Here is a 15,672-nt window from a genome sequence, read left to right as displayed (position 1 = left end):
CCGGCTCATCGTCCAGTCCTGCGCTTGAAGATGGCGAGCATGGCTTCACCGAACTCGTCGGCGTCAGCATGACTTCCGCCCAACATTCTCGGCCGAGTGACATACATCCGCTGATGGTAGATCTCGTGGAAGAGCGTGACCACGGCTGTATCCATGTCCGCGAGCCCCATGTCGGAAATCTCAATGAGCGGACGGCCGCGCGGACCTGTCTTCGGGGCCCCGTCGACACCGATGGGGCTGTTCGCGTAGGCCGGCAGGTCATCCCCGGACGTGCGGATCACGGGCACGTGCACGATGTCGTAGTCAGAGACACTCATTCCCGCTCGGCCCAACGACATCTTCAGGGTCTTGATGCTGACGTCAGGGCCGTTCTTCCCGCCAGGAGCACTCTGGGGGTCCGCTTCGCCGCAGTTGTGCACGAGGACCGGCGTGGCCCCTGCGAGCACGTAGTACGTGTGCAGCATGCTGACGGTGAGGTTGTGGACCCTCGCGTCCAGCGTCGTCCAGCGCTCGACGGCCGTGATCTGGACCAGCGTGCCGGAGCCGGTGCGCAGCCACTCGCCCGCCTCGAGGTCGGTCGCCGCGATCCAGTCACCGAGTTCGGGGACCCAGAACGGGTGACCGGCGGTCGAGGTGACCTGGGCCGTTCTCGAGCCCTTCTTGCCGTCGGTGTCGATCGTGACCTTGACCAGCTTCTTGACACCCTGGCCCGTGATCTCACGGGTGACCGTCTCGACCCGGGTCTCGCCCGTCTTCGGGTCGGTCGCCAGGACCTTGTCGCCGGCCTTGACGTCCTTGATCGCCTTGGTGGAGCCGTCGGCCATCAGGACCTTGGTGTCCGGGATGAAGCTGTTGTTGATCGGGCAGCTCGCGCCGTCTCCGCTCGAGCCACCGCCGTCGCCGCCCGAGTCCTCCTTGCCCGAGCCGTTGCGGGAGCCGCCGGACTTGTTCTCCGCCTTGCCGCCGCCCTTCGATCCCTTGGACTGGGCCTGGGTGCGGGACTTGACCTGGACCGAGTTGCCCCGGGCGCCCTTGGAGCCTGTGTGCGACTTCTTCCTGGCCGCCTCGGCTGCGCGTTTCGCGGCTGCTCGGGCCTTTCGTTTGGCCTCCGCCGCGGCCGCCTCCGCCGCCTTCTTCGCCTTGATCAGCGCCGCCTTGGCCGCCTTCGCCGCCTTCATGCCGATCTCGGCGGCGCGCTTGGCCGCACGGAACGCCTTGACCGCGCTCATGGTGCCCTTGAAGGCGCGCCACATCTTCTTGCCCTTGGAGAAGACGCTGGTCCACGGGATGGCGTCCATCAGGAGGCTGCCGCACGCCCACAGGTCACCCTGGGTGAAGCAGCCGACGACGTCGTTCCAGCCGATGAACTCCTTGAACACGGCCCAGCCGGTCGCGAGGATCACGTCGCCGATGGAGCGGTTCAGCGTCTTCTGGTACTCGGCCATCTTCGCGTCCAGCGCCGCGATCGAGGCGTCGAAGCTGGAGGCCGAGGACGTCAGACCCGAGGGGTCCGAGTGCGTCACCGGGTTGTTGTTCGCGTACGAGTAGCCGTTGGCCTGCAACGGATCGCTCTGGTCCAGGACCGGATCCGCCGAGATGAAGCGGCCCGTGCCCGGATCGTATTCGCGGGCGCCCATATGGGTCAGGCCCGTCTCCACGTCGTCGTCACCCGTGTGGAACCCGGTGTGCGTGCGCATGGGCATGCTCACCGCGCGGTCCTCGCCCCACGGGTCCTTGCGCTGCACGCGGACCTGCATCCCGCCGTCCAGGCGGACCTCCGCCAGCGGGGTGCCGTTGAGGTCGGTCGCCTGGGCGAACAGGTGCTCGCTGACACCGGCCGTGTTGTTGGCGCCCTCACGGAACCGGGTCACCGACGGGCCGCCGATGCCTGCGTAGGTGCGCTCGACGTAACGGACCTTGCCGGCCGTGGTCAGCGAGACCTTGGTGTCGGGAAGGTTCAGGATCGCGCCGGCGCTCGTGCGCTCCAGCAGGCGGTTGCCCATCGCGTCGTAGACATACGTCGTCTTGGACGCGGGCTTCCAGAGCTGGCCCGCGACGGTCGAGTTGCAGGCCGCCAGGGTGAGGTCGGTGCCGACCGTCGACGCCGGGGCCGACAGGCACAGGCTCGTCGAGGTGCCCGTGACGTACTTGACCTGCCCGGTGCTCAGGGTCTGCCAGCGCTGCGCCGCCGCGGCCTTGTCGCAGGCCTGGATGACGACGGCCGAACCCGCGGTGGCGCTGCTCGGCTGGAGGCACTGCCCGCCCACCATGAGCTGGCCGATCGTCGCGTCCTCGACCGTCCCGTTGTTGTCGGTGTCGGTGGCCTTGAGGCGGAACTGCTGCGACTTGTTGCCGTTGCAGACGTAGATCTGGATGGCGGTACCGGCCGCCGTGGTGCCGCCCGAGAGGTCCATGCACAGGTCGCCGGCGCCGATCCAGGCGCCTGAGCCGTCGGTGCCGAAGCCGGTGACGGACTCGACCTTGCCGTCCCAGGTCCAGGTGAGGGTCTGGGCCGTGTCGCCGCCGGTGGAGCGGGTCTCCATCCCGCCCGCGGCGTCGTAGGTCTGGGTGGAACGGGTGGTGACCGCCACGTTCGCCGCCGTCCTCGACGACGTCGTGGACGAGGTCAGCGTGTGCGGCTGGTCGTTCTTCGCGGTGTCGCTGGTGCCGTAGGCGTAGTCCGTGACGACGTCGCCGCCGGTGTCGCGCACCCCGGAGGTGAAGGTCGGGTCGGCCTTGTAGACCGTCTTCCTGGTGCGGTTGCCGAGCGCGTCGTAGTCGTACGACTGCCAGTAACCGTCGTTGTTGGAGGAGACGTTGACCTTGCCGTCGGAGTAGACCGGCTCGGCGGTGGTCTTGCCGGAGGCCGTGCAGGCGCCGCCGCCCGGCGTCGTCCACGCCTCCTTCAGCTGACCGAGCACGTCGTACTTGAAGCACTGCTGGTCCGTGGCGCTGCCCATCTTGTCCGCGACGGACAGGACGTTGCCCGACGGGTCGTAGGCGTAGGAGCGCTTGCTGACCTCGCTGCCGGGGACGACGGTCTGGTCGGTGGCGCTCTCCCGGACGAGCCTGCTGGTCAGCAGCTCACCGGTGGACTCGTTGAAGGTGTTCTCCTGCCACAGCCGGTGGCCCTGCTCACCGATGGTGGAGCGGAGCGCCTGGCCGTAGGGGGAGTAGGCGGCCTCGGAGGTGTACCAGTCCTTGCCGGAGACCGAGGTCGGCAGGCCGGCCTCGTTGTAGCGGGTGATCACGTCCTCGGCGTCGAGGCCGCCGGCCGCCGGGGTCGTGTACGTCTCGAGCTGGCCGTCGTCGTTGTACTTGTACGTGTACTTGTACTGGGTGGCGAAGCCGTCGGCGGTCAGGCCCGCGGTGGAACCCGGCGGCAGGGCCGTGGTCACGTCCGTGGGCTGGTAGTCGGCCGTGTAGCCGCCGATCGTGGTGGTGTACGCCTTGCCGTCGGTGTAGCGGACCGCCGAGGCGAGCTGGCCCTTGCCGCCGGTCGCGCCGTCGTACGCGTACGTCTGCGCGAGGGTGGAGGTCGTGGAGCCCTTCGGGGTCACCTTGACCTGCTCGACGCGGTTCAGCCGCTCATAGGTGTAGGAGACGGTCTGGCCGCGGGCGTCGATCGCCTTGTCCACCCGGCCGTAGGCGTCGTAGTCGGTGTGGGTCGCCCCGGCGTCCGGGTCGGTCGTGTCGGTGACCCGGCCCAGCGCGTCGTACTTCCACGTCCTCGTGTTGCCGACGTCGTCGGTGCTGGTCACCATGTCGCCGCGCAGGTCGTACGCGTATGTCGTGCTGACCGCGCCCGCCTCGGTCAGCGCGGTGTCGCCGAAGGTGTCCTGCTGGGTCGTGCGGCCCAGCGCGTCGGTCCACACCCGGGATGCGGGCGTGCCCTTGGGCTGGCGGATCACCGTGTGGTCGAGGCCGTACTCGTAGCGGGTGCGGCGGTCGGTGGTGGTCACCGTCTTGCCGGCGTTGGTGAACGACTCGCCCGTCTGCGGGTAGGAGCTGTGCACCGGCGTGACCGTGAGGACCCGGCCCAGGCCGTCGTACGTGTACGAGGTCGCATTGGGGACCAGCGACTCGGAGGCGGGAACGACCAGGTCGGTGCCCGGGTCGCCCTCCATGTAGTACGCGTTGCGGGTGTAGCGCACCTGGCCGGCGCTGTTGTGGAGCGTGTCGGTGATCAGCCGGCCGCCGTCGACCGCCGGGGTCTGGGTCTGGCGTTCGCGGCCGAGGCCGTCGTAGATCGTGGTGGAGGACTCGTACTTTCCGTCGCCCGCGGCGGTGCTCGGGTTGTCGGAGAGCGACTCCGCCACCACCGACACCGGCTTCTTCGGGTCGATGTTGTACGTGTACTTGACCGTCGGATCGTCGGTGGCGGACTGGGTGGGGTCCCAGGCGGCGACGGCGCGGCCCAGCGGGTCGTACTCGTACGTCGAGGACCGGTTGTTGGCGTCGGTGGTCCTGATGGTGGTGCCGCGGCCCGGTTCCAGGGTGGTGCTCTCGGTGAAGCCGGTCTCGACGCCGTCGACGACCTTGCTTCCGGTGACGGTGTCGATCCTGTAGACCTGGCCGCTCGACGGTGTGTACGCCGTGGTGTCGACCACGCCGGTGGGGTCCGTGACCTTGGTGACCCGGCCGGTGGAGTCGTACGCGGTGCGCGACTCGGGATTGGCGGTCTCCCAGCCGGTGCCCGCGCCGGTCGGCGCCTCCGTCTTCGTCACCAGGCCCTTGGTGGGCGTGGCGGTGGACGAGGTCGCGTCGTCGTAGTACATGCGCGAGGCGCTGACCAGCGTGGAGCCGGTGGCACTGGACAGATCGGTGGAGCAGGTGCTGGTGCCGGTGGTGGTGACGGTCCGGGCGACCAGGCCGATCAGGTAGTTCGTGCCGGACGTGTTGTGCACGTACGAGGTGGCGGTGCACGACTCGTCGCCGGAGACGGCCGTGTCGCCGTACTCCTTGACCTTCGTCGGCAGGCCGTACGTGGGGTCGTACTCGGTCTCCGTGGTCACCGTGCGCAGGTAGGACCCGTCCGGGCCCTTGACCGAGGCCTTGGAGACGGTCGAGGTGCTGCCGAGCGTGACGCGCTCGGAGATCACGTCCGGGCCGTCGGTGCGGTTGCGGGTGGCCAGGCGGACCGGGGCGTCGGGGACGTTGACCGTGCGGGCGATCCAGCCGGTGGTGGTGTCGGCCGACGTGTCGGGGTAGGTGAGCGACTCGGCGACCATGCCGGTGTACGCCTTGCGGTCGGTCGCCAGGGTCGCGCCGGTGACGTCGGTCGTCACGACGGAACGTTTGACGTCGTCGGAGGACTTCTCCGGGGTGTCGTCGGCGAGGACGTCGTCGTTCATGCCGCGGAAGTAGCGGGTGACGGACTTGGAGGCGGCGCTGCCGCCGACCGCGTCCGTGGTGCCGGTGGTCGTGGTGACGAGCGGGTAGCCGCGGAAGTCGTCCCAGGTGCGCTTCTTGGGGCGGGAGAACTCCGACTGGCTCTTGGCCCACAGGGCGCCGTCGACGGCGTCGCTGTCGGTGGCGTAGTCGTACGTCGTCACGATGTCCTGCGCGTCGGCCAGACGCGGGAACTCGGTGATCTTGTCGACGAGATACTTATGGAACCAGGAGATCCGCTTGTCCTCCAGCTCACCGTCGGCGTGCCAGTACGCCGGGTAGCAGAGGGAGTGGTTCTTGTCGATCGCCGGCCGGTCGGCGCCGGTGAGGCACTTGCCCTCGGGCGCCTTGTAGTCGACGTGCGTGCGGCCGCCGTACTCGGAGACGACGTCCTGGATGCGCAGCCGCGCGAACAGCGGGTTGGTGTCGGAGGAGCCGTTCTTGACCCGGTTGGGCAGCGGGTTCTCGTTGTGGCCGAAGGAGACCGGGTTCAGCCGGTCGGTGGAGCCGTCCACGGCATAGCCGGTGCGGGTGATGGACTCCAGCCACAGCGCGGTGTACTCGCCCGTCAGGTTCCAGGGGAAGGACTGCTTCAGGCCCCAGGAGTCGACCTTCGACAGCGAGGTCGTGGTGTCCGTGTCGCCTTCCAGACCGCAGGCGTTGCGCTGGCCGGTCTCGTTGCCGTCGGCGTCCGAGGTGTACTCGGTCAGCGTCACGCCCTGCTCGCGCTGGGTGCAGGAGTCGACGGAGGCGAGCCGCTTGCGGGACCAGAAGGTCGGGGCGTACGTGGTGCACTTGCCGCCGGTCGCGCAGGCGAGGTCGGCGGGGGTGTCGAACCAGGGCCGGGTCCGGTCGGACTGCTTGGAGTCGAAGTTGCTGTTCGAGCACGCCACGTTCAGGGCGGGGTCCTCGAAGCAGCGCTCGCGGGCGTTGAACCTCACCCGGCCGAGCGGCTCCGCGGAGAAGAGGGTGGTGGCGCGCTGACCGTAGTCGATGTGGGAGAGGTAGCCGCCGCGGTCGTAGGCGACGGCCGGCTTCTCCTTCATGTTGCGCGCGTAGGCGTTCTTCTCCTTCTCCCACCACAGCGACATCGCGTTGCCGGTGGTGTCCACGACGTAGTCGAGCTGGAAGCGCCAGCCCTGGTCGCAGAAGGAGTCCGCGAACTTCTCGGCGTGGCAGGGGTCCTCGGAGTGGTTGCCGGCGACCGGGACGTTCAGCACCGACTTGGTCTCGGGCTTGCCGGAGGTCCAGCCCGGGAGCCGGTTCAGACCGAAGTAGTACTGGGTGCCGTCGTCGGTGGTGACCCGCCAGAACTCACCGTTGTTGTCACCGTTGTTGGAGCCGTCGATACCGGTGAGGGCCTTGTAGTCGGCCGCGTCGAGCAGCTCGACGCGCATGTTCTCGCCGCGCGCGCCCCTCCACTGCTTGGTGGTGTCGTCGCGCACCAGCTCGGTGGTGGTGCCGTTCAGGGAGAGGACCGCGTTGTACGAGCCCCAGCACTGGTCGCCGGTGAAGTGCTTGGCGTTGTTGGCGTCGGCGGTGTCGGCGGCGCAGCCCACGAAGGTGCGGGTGATGGCGCCGGGGTTGTAGTCCCAGCCCTCGCCGACCCACGAGACCTGGTTGTTGGTGGAGGAGGTACGGCCGTCCGAGGTCTGCGAGTTGTAGCTGAGGGTGACGTTGGGCGTCGGGCCGGCGGGGACCTGCGGGGCGGCCATCGTGTACGAGTAGCTGAAGGCGCCGGAGGAGCCGCCCGACGTCCAGGAACCCGCCGAGACGATCGGGCTGGCCGAGAAGTCGCCGCCCGCGCCGGCCCCGTAGGAGCTGCCCACGAGGAGGCCGCCGCCGGAGGAGTCGGCGATCTGCCGGACGGCTCCGGCCGCGTCCTCGTGCCAGACGGCCGCGTCGACGCGGCCGGCGTCCGTGCTCACCGCGGTGTTCGCGGTGGACTGCGCGGTGACGGATTGCAGGTCGGCGGTGTCCAGGGTGACGTTGACCAGGGTCTCGGGGACGTCGACGGTGGTGTCGGTGTCGCCCACGACCTCGTCGGAGGCGCCGTCCTCGCCGGTGTCGGCCTCGGAGCCCGAGGAGTCCCCGGCGTCCAGCGGCACGGTGACGGTGTCGCCGGTGCGCTCGACCTCGGTGGTCACCGGGATCCCGGTGGAGCACTCCTCCAGGTCGGGGGTTTCGGCGTAGCAGGACGGCATCAGGGTGAAGGAGAGCCGGTCGAGCCACTGGGCGCTGTAGGTCTCGGCGAGCTTGGTGGCGTCGATGGAGACGACCGCGTCACCGGTGGCGGTGTCGGGGGCGTCGACCGCGAGCAGGAAGCCCTGGGCGCCGCTCGCGACCGCGTCCGCCTCGGGTGCGGCGGCGACGCTCCACTGGCCTTCGAGGGCGTCGACCTCGGCGGAGGTGGCGCCCTCCGGGGCGCCGACGCCGATGCTCATCGTGCCGTCGGTCGACTTCGCGACCTCGGTCGTGCCGCCCGCGGTGAGGTTGTCGACGGCCTTGCTGCCCGAGGCCTCGGGCACCTCGGCGACCGCGGCGGGCTCGTACGCCTTCTGGGGGTCGGTCGCGGCGGAGCCGGCGAGCTCCTCGAGGTTGTCGGTCAGCGTCTCGTCGAGCGGGACGGCGTCCGTCTCCTGGAGGTCCTCAAGCTCGACCGCCGTCCGGGGGTCGTCGGGGCCGAACGCCAGGGCGCTGGGCAGCAGGGTGACGTTGAGGGCGAGAACCAGTCCGGCGATGACACCGGCCCGGGTTCTGCGACGCACCAGGCGCTCACGTGGCGATCTCGCCAGTGAACCCCTGCCGCACCAGGACAGCACCGCATGCACGGCCAAGTTGACCTTCCCCCGTGACGAGCCATCAAAACCGTTCAGCGCGATGGCACTTGGTGACTGTGGACTTACAGATCGAGCACGAAAATAAAGACATCGTGAAGATCCTCGTCAAGACTCAAAGGATCCGTGTTAGCTATGTCACTGATCAAAATCAGACAAAGAACAGCAAAGATTCTCACCAGAAGCCTTTGCCGGGTCGTTGCGCGACCGCGCTCAACACACGTGTGATCAAAGGGTGTTGATCTGGCCGGGAGGAGCTGTTCATACTCCAACCGCCCGATCCGGGGAGTCGAGCGCTCGCCACGGCTTGCCACCAGGCCTTGAGGGCACACCGGAAGAGCCATGCCGCCGCGGCGCCCGCCGCACCGCGGTCCAGCCTGTTGTGGAGAAGGCCCCTTGAGCGACCTCGACACCGCCGCAGAACCAAATCCCCCTGGTAGACGGCGCGTTCGGCGCGCAGTGGCCGTGGCCGTGGCACTGGCCGTACTGGCCGGCGGCGGCGCGCTGCTCGCGCTGCGGGACGACGGCGACACCGTCTCCGATGCCACGGCCAAACGGGCCGCGCAGCCGGTCGACGAGGACGAGGCCCAGTCACGGGCACGCAGGAGCGGCAAGCGGGTCGAAGTCGCCACGCTCACCGACGAGTTCTCGACCACGTACGCAAATCCTGACGGAACATTTACCTACTCGGTCTCCGTGGCGCCCCTGCGTGCGAAGAATTCCCAGGGCGAATGGGCACCCGTCGACACCAGTTTGCGTAAAAGCGACAAGGGCTGGCATACCGTCAACAGCCCTTATCCCGTGACTTTCTCGGCCGGAGAAAGCAAAAAGGGCGGCGCCCGCAAGGCGTCGGCCCGACGATCCGGTACGGCCGTCCGGTCGGCGGTGTTCCGCACCGGAGCCACCTCCACCGGGCAGGCCGCCGACACGGCCGGAACCTCGTGGACCCCCCTGCTGACGATGACCGCCGACGCCCACGAGATCGAGTTCGCGTGGCCGGGCGAGCTGCCCGAACCGCGGGTCGAGGACAACCGCGCACTGTACGAGGACGTCCTGCCCGGCGTGGACCTGATGCTGTCCGCCCGGGACAGCGGCTTCACGCACGTCCTGGTCGTCCACACGCCCGAGGCCGCGGAGCGGCTCGCCGCCGACCCGCCGCGCTACCGGGTCACCTCCTCCAGCCTCTCCTTCACCCTCGACCCCGGCACCGATGTGCTCATGGCCAAGGACGGCGACGGCAACGAGATCGCCGTCTCCCCCACACCGTTCCTGTGGGACTCGGCGGGCACGCACGACACCGACGGCGAGTCCGCCGACCCGGAGGCCGCGACCGGCACCAACGAGGACCCCGAGGTCGTCGAGAAGGCGCCCGCGCGCGAGAACCCCGACGACGTGCCGGCCGACCAGGTCCCGCACGAGAACCCGGACGACACCGGGAACGACGCCGACCCCGTCGCCTACGACGGCGTACGGACGTCCGCCTCCGGCACCTTCGCCCTGCCCGCCGTGAACGGCCCCGGCGAGGGCGCCCACGCCACCACGGCCGCCGCCGAGTTCGGCGGCGACGTGCTGACGATCACCCCGCCGGGCAACTACCTCGCGGACACCGAGGACCTGACCTACCCGCTGTTCCTCGACCCCTCCACCACCGGGATCCGCGCCAACTGGACCACGGTCTACAAGCGGTACCCGAGCTCCAGCTTCTACGACGGCGCGAACTACAACGAGGACACGAAGGAAGCCCGCGTCGGCTTCGAGCGGGAGACCTGGGGCACGGCCCGCTCGTTCTTCCGCATGAAACTGAGGAAATCCATCTCGGGCGCGGACGTCTCCAGCGCCACCCTGAAGCTCCTGGAGACCCACTCCTGGTCGTGCAGCAAGCGCACGGTCCAGCTGTGGGGCACGGGCGACTTCACCTCCAAGACCACCTGGAACCGGCAGCCGTCCTGGAAGCGGAAGATCACCTCCAAGTCCTTCGCCTACGGCTGGAAGTCCAACAGCTCCTGCCCGGACGCCTACGTCAACTTCACCGTCACCTCGCTGCTCCAGGACGCGGCCGACGACGGCGTGACCAGCTTCAACCTGGGTCTGGTGGCCTCCACCTCGGCCTCCGCGCCGACCGGTTCCTCCAGCAGCCTGGAGACGGACACCTACTCCTGGAAGAAGTTCAAGGCCGAGAGCGACGGCTCCCCCACGCTGGACGTCACCTACAACCGGAAGCCGAACACCCCGACGTCCGTCACCATGAGCCCCGGCTCCTGCGACACCTCCGCCTCGCCGTACATCAAGGTCGGCAAGGCCGACACGATCACCATCAGCGGCAAGGCGACCGACCCGGACAGCGACCTGACCAAGCTGGAGTTCCAGCTCTGGCAGACCGGCAAGTCCGACACCACGACGAAGACCTTCACCAAGTCCGTGGACGACGGCGAGGTCGGCGGGGTCTCCATCAAGTCGTATCTGTCCACCGGGATCACCTACTCGTGGCGGGTGCGGGCCTGGGACGCCAAGGTCAGCAGCGGCTGGGCACCCACCGGCGGGGACGGCGTGTGCCGCTTCACCTACGACACCGACCTGCCCGACTCCCCCGCGGAGGTCGTCTCCACCGACTTCCCCGGTGACGGCGACGGCGACAGCGAGCCCGACGTCTGGTCCGTCAAGCCCTTCGGCAACTCCGGAAGCTTCACCTTCGCGGTCGGCTCGTCCTCCGAGACCGACATCGTGAAGTTCGTCTGGTCCATCAACTCCACCAACTACGCCGGCTACGCCTGCGCCGGCGGATCACAGGGCACCTCGGGCGGCCTCACCAAGTCCTGCACGACGGCCGTCAAGACGGCCACCATCACCGGCATCCAGCCCCCGGCCGCCGGCCCCAACACCCTGTACGTCAAGTCCGTGGACTCGGCCGGCAACCTCTCCCCCAACCCTCGCAAGTACTTCTTCTACGTCAAACCGCGCACCACGGCCGACGGCCCCGGCGACCTCAACGGCGACGGCGACGCCGACCTCGCCCATGTCACCGCCGCGGGCAACCTCTGGATCGACTCGATGTCGCAGAACGGCACCTGGCTGTCCAGCGCCTTCGGCACCCACAAGAAGGGCACCCTGATCAAGGACGGCGCCACCGCCCCGCACATCTGGGACGGCACCGGCACCTACGCCCTGGTCACTCACAACGGGGACTTCCTCAACGGCGACGGCGTCAGCGACTGGGTGGTCCGCACACCCGACGGCCGCCTGTTCATCTACCCCGGCGACGGCTACGGCGCCATCGACGTCACCAAGCGCGTCGAGGTACGCCTCCCGGCGAGCACACCCGCCCCCTCCACCTTCTCGGAGATCAAGTCGGCGGGCGACATCACCGGGGACGGGCAGCCGGAGCTGTTCGTGGCCGGCGGGGCGGCCGGCAACGAGCTGTGGATCCTCAGCGGCTACAGCGGCGGCACGTTCAGCGAGGCGGCCAAGATGACGTCCTCCGCCTGGGGCGCCACGGAGCGGGACTTCGTGGCGATCGCCGACTACAACGACGACGGTGCGGCCGACATGACGTACCGCACCTCGGCCGGCAACCTCATCCTGCGCAAGGGCATCCTCGACAGCGACGGGGTCGGCACGGTCCTCGCCAGCCTGGGCTCGTCCGCGTCGAGCCTGGACGGGGACGACACCTACGTCTCCGGCACCTGGACCTACACCGAGCACCCCCTGGTCCACGGCAGCCCCGACATCACCGGCGACGGCATCCCCGATGTCTTCGCCACCAACGCGGCCGGTGCCCTCCAGCTGTACACGGGCACCGCCACGGCCCTCGGCACCGCGGCCACCCTGCGCGCGGACGGCTGGACGACGGTGCAGCGCCTGGGCTGACACCCGCCCACGAACACCATGGGGCCCCGGGCCGGATTCCTCCGGCCCGGGGTCGTGTGGTGTCGGCTACGCGACCGGGCGGGGCGGCCCGCTCACGTTTCCGCTGATCAACGCGTTGGCTGTCCCCACGTCATGCCGCTGGATCCCACCCGGTACCGCGCCATCCGCTCACGCACACACTGCCGTGAGAGCCGCGACCGCTCTCACGCGTCGCTGTCCGCCGACCCGGTGGAGGAGGGGGCGTGCGCGCCGAGTGCCGCGTCGGCGGCGCCCCGGTCGTCCTGCTGCACGGCTTCCCGCAGACCCACCTGATGTGGCGGCACGTCGCCGCCGACCTCGCGACCGACCGCACCGTCATCTGCCCGGACCTGCGCGGCTACGGCGCCAGCGACAAGCCCGCCGAGACCGGCCCCGAGGTCTACTCCAAACGGACCATGGCCGGGGACGTCGTACGCCTCGCCGCCGAACTGGGGCACGACCGGTTCACCCTGGCCGGGCACGACCGCGGCGCCCTGGTCGCGTTCCGCGCCGCCATGGATCACCCGGAGACGGTCTCCCGCGCCCTGTTCCTCGACGTCCTGCCCACCCTCGACATTGTGGGACGCCCTGCACGGGGTCTCTGCCGCCGTCGGCTTCCACCTCTACCTGATGGCCCAGACCCCCGGCCTGCCCGAGGAGATGATCCGGGCGACCGCCGACCCCTTCTTCGCCTCCTTCCTCGCTGTGGAGCGCGTGGACCGACGATCTGGAGCACCGCACCGTCTCCTGCGGTCACTTCATGGCCGAGGAGGACCCCAAGCTGATCGCCGACGAGATCCGGGCGCTCGCCGGCCGCTGAGCGGGCCCCGCCGCCGCGCTTCTCCCTCCCGTCACCCGGGCCCGGACGGCGGGAGGGAAGCCGCACGTCAGGAGGGCCACACCGCCTCAGGCCTCGGCATACCGTGCCGTCATCATCAGGACGGCCTCGTCCACGACCCGCTCCATGGCCGGACCGTCCGGGGACCAGTGCGGCAGGAGCATCCGGGGCCAGAACACGTAGTTGGAGATCATGCCGAGGAACTGGGTCGCGGCCAGCCCGGGATCCTCCATCCGAACCGTGCCGGCGTCGCGTTCCGCCTCCAGATAGCGGCGCACCGAATCGAAGTAGGGCATCTTGCCGCGGCGGAACTGGGACTCGGCCAGTTCCGGGAAACGCGGCAGCTCGGCGATGACGATCCGGAACAGGTCGGCCATGTCCGGGCGGGTGAGCAGGGCGACGTAGCGCCGGCCGATCAGGGCGAGGCCCGCGCGGGGGTCGCCCGGCGGCGGGGCTTCCTCGTCCCCGTCCCCCGCCTGCCAGGACTCGGTGACGATCGCGTCGAACAGCGCCGCCTTGGTCGGGAACTGCTTGAAAAGGGTCGCCTTCGACACCCCGGCGGCCTCGGCGATCTTGGCCAGTGACGTCCGGTCATATCCGGAATCCAGGAAAAGGCGGGTGGCCGCGCGCAGGATCGCCGCCCGCTTCTCCTCGGCGACGCGCTGGTGATAGGCCGACGGCTCGGTGGTCATGGACACCATCCTAGGCGAGGTGAGTCACTTGACTCACCTCTCGTCGCTCTCGTACGGTCAGTGGCGAGGCGAGTCACTTGACTCGCCACTGAGAAAGGAACCACCCCATGGGACGCTTCGACCACCGCACCGTGTTCGTCACCGGCGGCACCGGCGGCCAGGGAGCCAGTCACATCCGCGCCTACCACGCCGAGGGCGCCGACGTCGTGATCGCCGACATCGCCGAGGACCGGGGCCGCGCGCTCGCCGCCGAACTCGGCGACCGTGCCCTGTACGTCCGCCTCGACGTCACCGACGAAAGCTCGTGGAACGCCGCCGTCCAGGCCGCCGAGGAGCACTTCGGCCCGCTCTCCGTCCTCGTGAACAACGCCGGGGTGCAGAACCCCGCCGCCCCGATCGAGACCACCGACCGCCGGGTGTGGGACCGCGTCCTCGGCATCAACCTGACCGGCGTCTTCCTCGGCATCAAGGCGGCGGCCCCCTCGCTGCGCCGCAACGGCGGCGGTGTCGTCGTCAACATCGCCTCCACCTCCGGCGTGGGCGGCACCGCGATGTACGCCCCCTATGTGGCGAGCAAGTGGGCCGTCCGGGGCCTGACCAAGACCGCCGCCCTGGAACTGGGCCGCGACCACATCCGCGTCAACGCCATCCACCCCGGCGTCATCGCCACCCCCTTCATCACCGAACCCGCCGCCGACAGCGACGCCCCCATCGCCGACTTCTACTCGGCCGAACCGTTCGCGATCCCGCGCCTGGGCGAGCCGTCCGACATCACCCGGGCCCTGCTGTTCCTCACCTCGGACGACGCGTCCTTCGCCACGGGTTCGGAGTTCGTCATCGACGGCGGCCTCCTGCTCGGCCCCGCCCTCAAGCACGAAACCGTCTGACCACCCCCGTCATCCGACAACCGGGGAAAGGAGCCACCCATGGACGCGGCGGTACGCGCGGCCATCGAGATCACCCCCGCGGCGGGCACACGCGAGCGGATCATCGACATCACCACGACCGGCCGCCGGACCGGCCGCCCGCGACGGATCGAGATCTTCTTCTACCGGGCGTCGGGCCGTACCTACTTGTGCAGCGGCACCTCAGGCCGCCCCACCAGCTGGTACGCCAACCTCCTGGCACACCCGGACTTCACCTTCCACCTGAAGCACGGCGTCCGGGCGGACCTGCCGGCCCGTGCCGCCCCTGTCACCGAAGACGAGGAGCGCCGCCGGATCCTCACCGAGATCGTCGCCGACCTCAACCAGCCCCACAATCCCGGCACCATCACCCAACCGACCCACCTGCGGGACTGGCTGGACAGCAGGCTGGCGCGCGTCACCTTCCGCTGACCGCTGGGTCGCGGACCTGGGCGGCCGGGCCGCTCCCGGACCAGTCCTGTTCGGAGATCACGCTGAATCCTCCGCGCCGGCTGGCGGCCTGCTGCTGCACTTCGGATGAGTCAGTCGCCCGCGTACGGGTTGGCCGACCAATGCGCCGAGAGCACCGTCCACCATTCCGGGTGCTCATTCACCACTTGAACCAAGGGGGGTGACGAGGCACGAAGTGCGAGGGCGAAGTCCCTCCAGCCTTCATAGCGCTCCATATCCGGGTTGAGGGTTGTGATCCTGAGGCCGTAGTCCAACGCGTCTGCGAGCATGCGCGTCACGGTGAGAACGCGGGCTTTCGCCTCTTCCTGCGTGGGCAGATCAGCGCCGCCGTAGAAGTAGACGTGCAACTCAGGGGCTGCCGCTATGAACGTCTCGATGTAGTGGAGTCGTTCGAGCCCGTTGTACATCGCGGACGCACCGGCGATGCCGTTGTTGATCGCCGACTGCCGCGCCAGTTCTCGCGTCTGCCATGTCGAGATCAACAGAGAGGCCACCACACCGACTGATGCGATCACTCCGAATAGCTCGCCCACTTCGGTCCCCCCAGATCAGAAGTATCCGGGCACTACCCCATACCGGTGATCCAGTAACGAAGCGGACATGGCGCCGCCGACGCGTGCGGCGGCCGGCCGAACACGAGGAGTTCAAGGAGCGGC

Annotated in this window: 7 protein-coding genes; 4 read left to right on the top strand and 3 right to left on the bottom strand. The window is 69.3% G+C overall.

The genetic code is table 11. The features are described from left to right. Positions 1-5: 5 nt before the first annotated feature. Entirely contained in the window at positions 6-8,159 is an 8,154-nt protein-coding gene (locus IE275_RS46805; RefSeq protein WP_189711436.1) for a ricin-type beta-trefoil lectin domain protein, read from the bottom strand. Between the two features lie 534 nt (positions 8,160-8,693). Between IE275_RS46805 and IE275_RS13950 the strand changes: the two genes are divergently transcribed. After that, positions 8,694-12,092, top strand: coding sequence for an FG-GAP-like repeat-containing protein (locus IE275_RS13950; protein WP_189711434.1), 3,399 nt, complete (start codon positions 8,694-8,696; stop codon positions 12,090-12,092). 242 nt (positions 12,093-12,334) lie between these two features. Next, the gene (locus tag IE275_RS13945) at positions 12,335-12,895 is read left to right on the top strand and encodes an alpha/beta fold hydrolase (RefSeq protein WP_229870229.1); all 561 of its coding nucleotides are present in this window, start codon (positions 12,335-12,337) and stop codon (positions 12,893-12,895) included. Between the two features lie 121 nt (positions 12,896-13,016). Here the strand turns inward: IE275_RS13945 and IE275_RS13940 are convergent, their stop codons facing one another. Then, positions 13,017-13,640: a TetR/AcrR family transcriptional regulator gene (locus IE275_RS13940; RefSeq protein WP_189711433.1), complete on the bottom strand. Its 624-nt coding sequence runs from the start codon at positions 13,638-13,640 to the stop codon at positions 13,017-13,019. Positions 13,641-13,747: 107 nt separating this feature from the next. Here IE275_RS13940 and IE275_RS13935 point away from each other — a divergent pair, with 107 nt between their 5' ends. After that, positions 13,748-14,527, top strand: a complete 780-nt coding sequence (locus IE275_RS13935) for an SDR family NAD(P)-dependent oxidoreductase (protein WP_189711431.1) — start codon at positions 13,748-13,750, stop codon at positions 14,525-14,527. 39 nt (positions 14,528-14,566) lie between these two features. Then, the gene (locus IE275_RS13930; RefSeq protein WP_189711429.1) at positions 14,567-14,977 is read left to right on the top strand and encodes a nitroreductase family deazaflavin-dependent oxidoreductase; all 411 of its coding nucleotides are present in this window, start codon (positions 14,567-14,569) and stop codon (positions 14,975-14,977) included. A gap of 110 nt (positions 14,978-15,087) precedes the next feature. Here the strand turns inward: IE275_RS13930 and IE275_RS13925 are convergent, their stop codons facing one another. Further along, entirely contained in the window at positions 15,088-15,549 is a 462-nt protein-coding gene (locus IE275_RS13925) for a hypothetical protein (RefSeq protein ID WP_189711427.1), read from the bottom strand. Positions 15,550-15,672: the final 123 nt, after the last annotated feature.

Origin of the sequence: Streptomyces phaeofaciens (assembly GCF_014648915.1) — a bacterium.
GTDB lineage: Bacteria > Actinomycetota > Actinomycetes > Streptomycetales > Streptomycetaceae > Streptomyces > Streptomyces phaeofaciens.
The sequence above is the reverse complement of the archived record's forward strand: the minus strand, read 5'-3'. Positions and strand labels throughout refer to the sequence as shown.

Coding starts and splice junctions, on each gene's coding strand:
- IE275_RS13940 (WP_189711433.1), bottom strand. CDS start 13,640: ATGACCACCGAGCCGTCGGCCTATCACCAGCGCGTCGCCGAGGAGAAG.
- IE275_RS13935 (WP_189711431.1), top strand. CDS start 13,748: ATGGGACGCTTCGACCACCGCACCGTGTTCGTCACCGGCGGCACCGGC.
- IE275_RS13930 (WP_189711429.1), top strand. CDS start 14,567: ATGGACGCGGCGGTACGCGCGGCCATCGAGATCACCCCCGCGGCGGGC.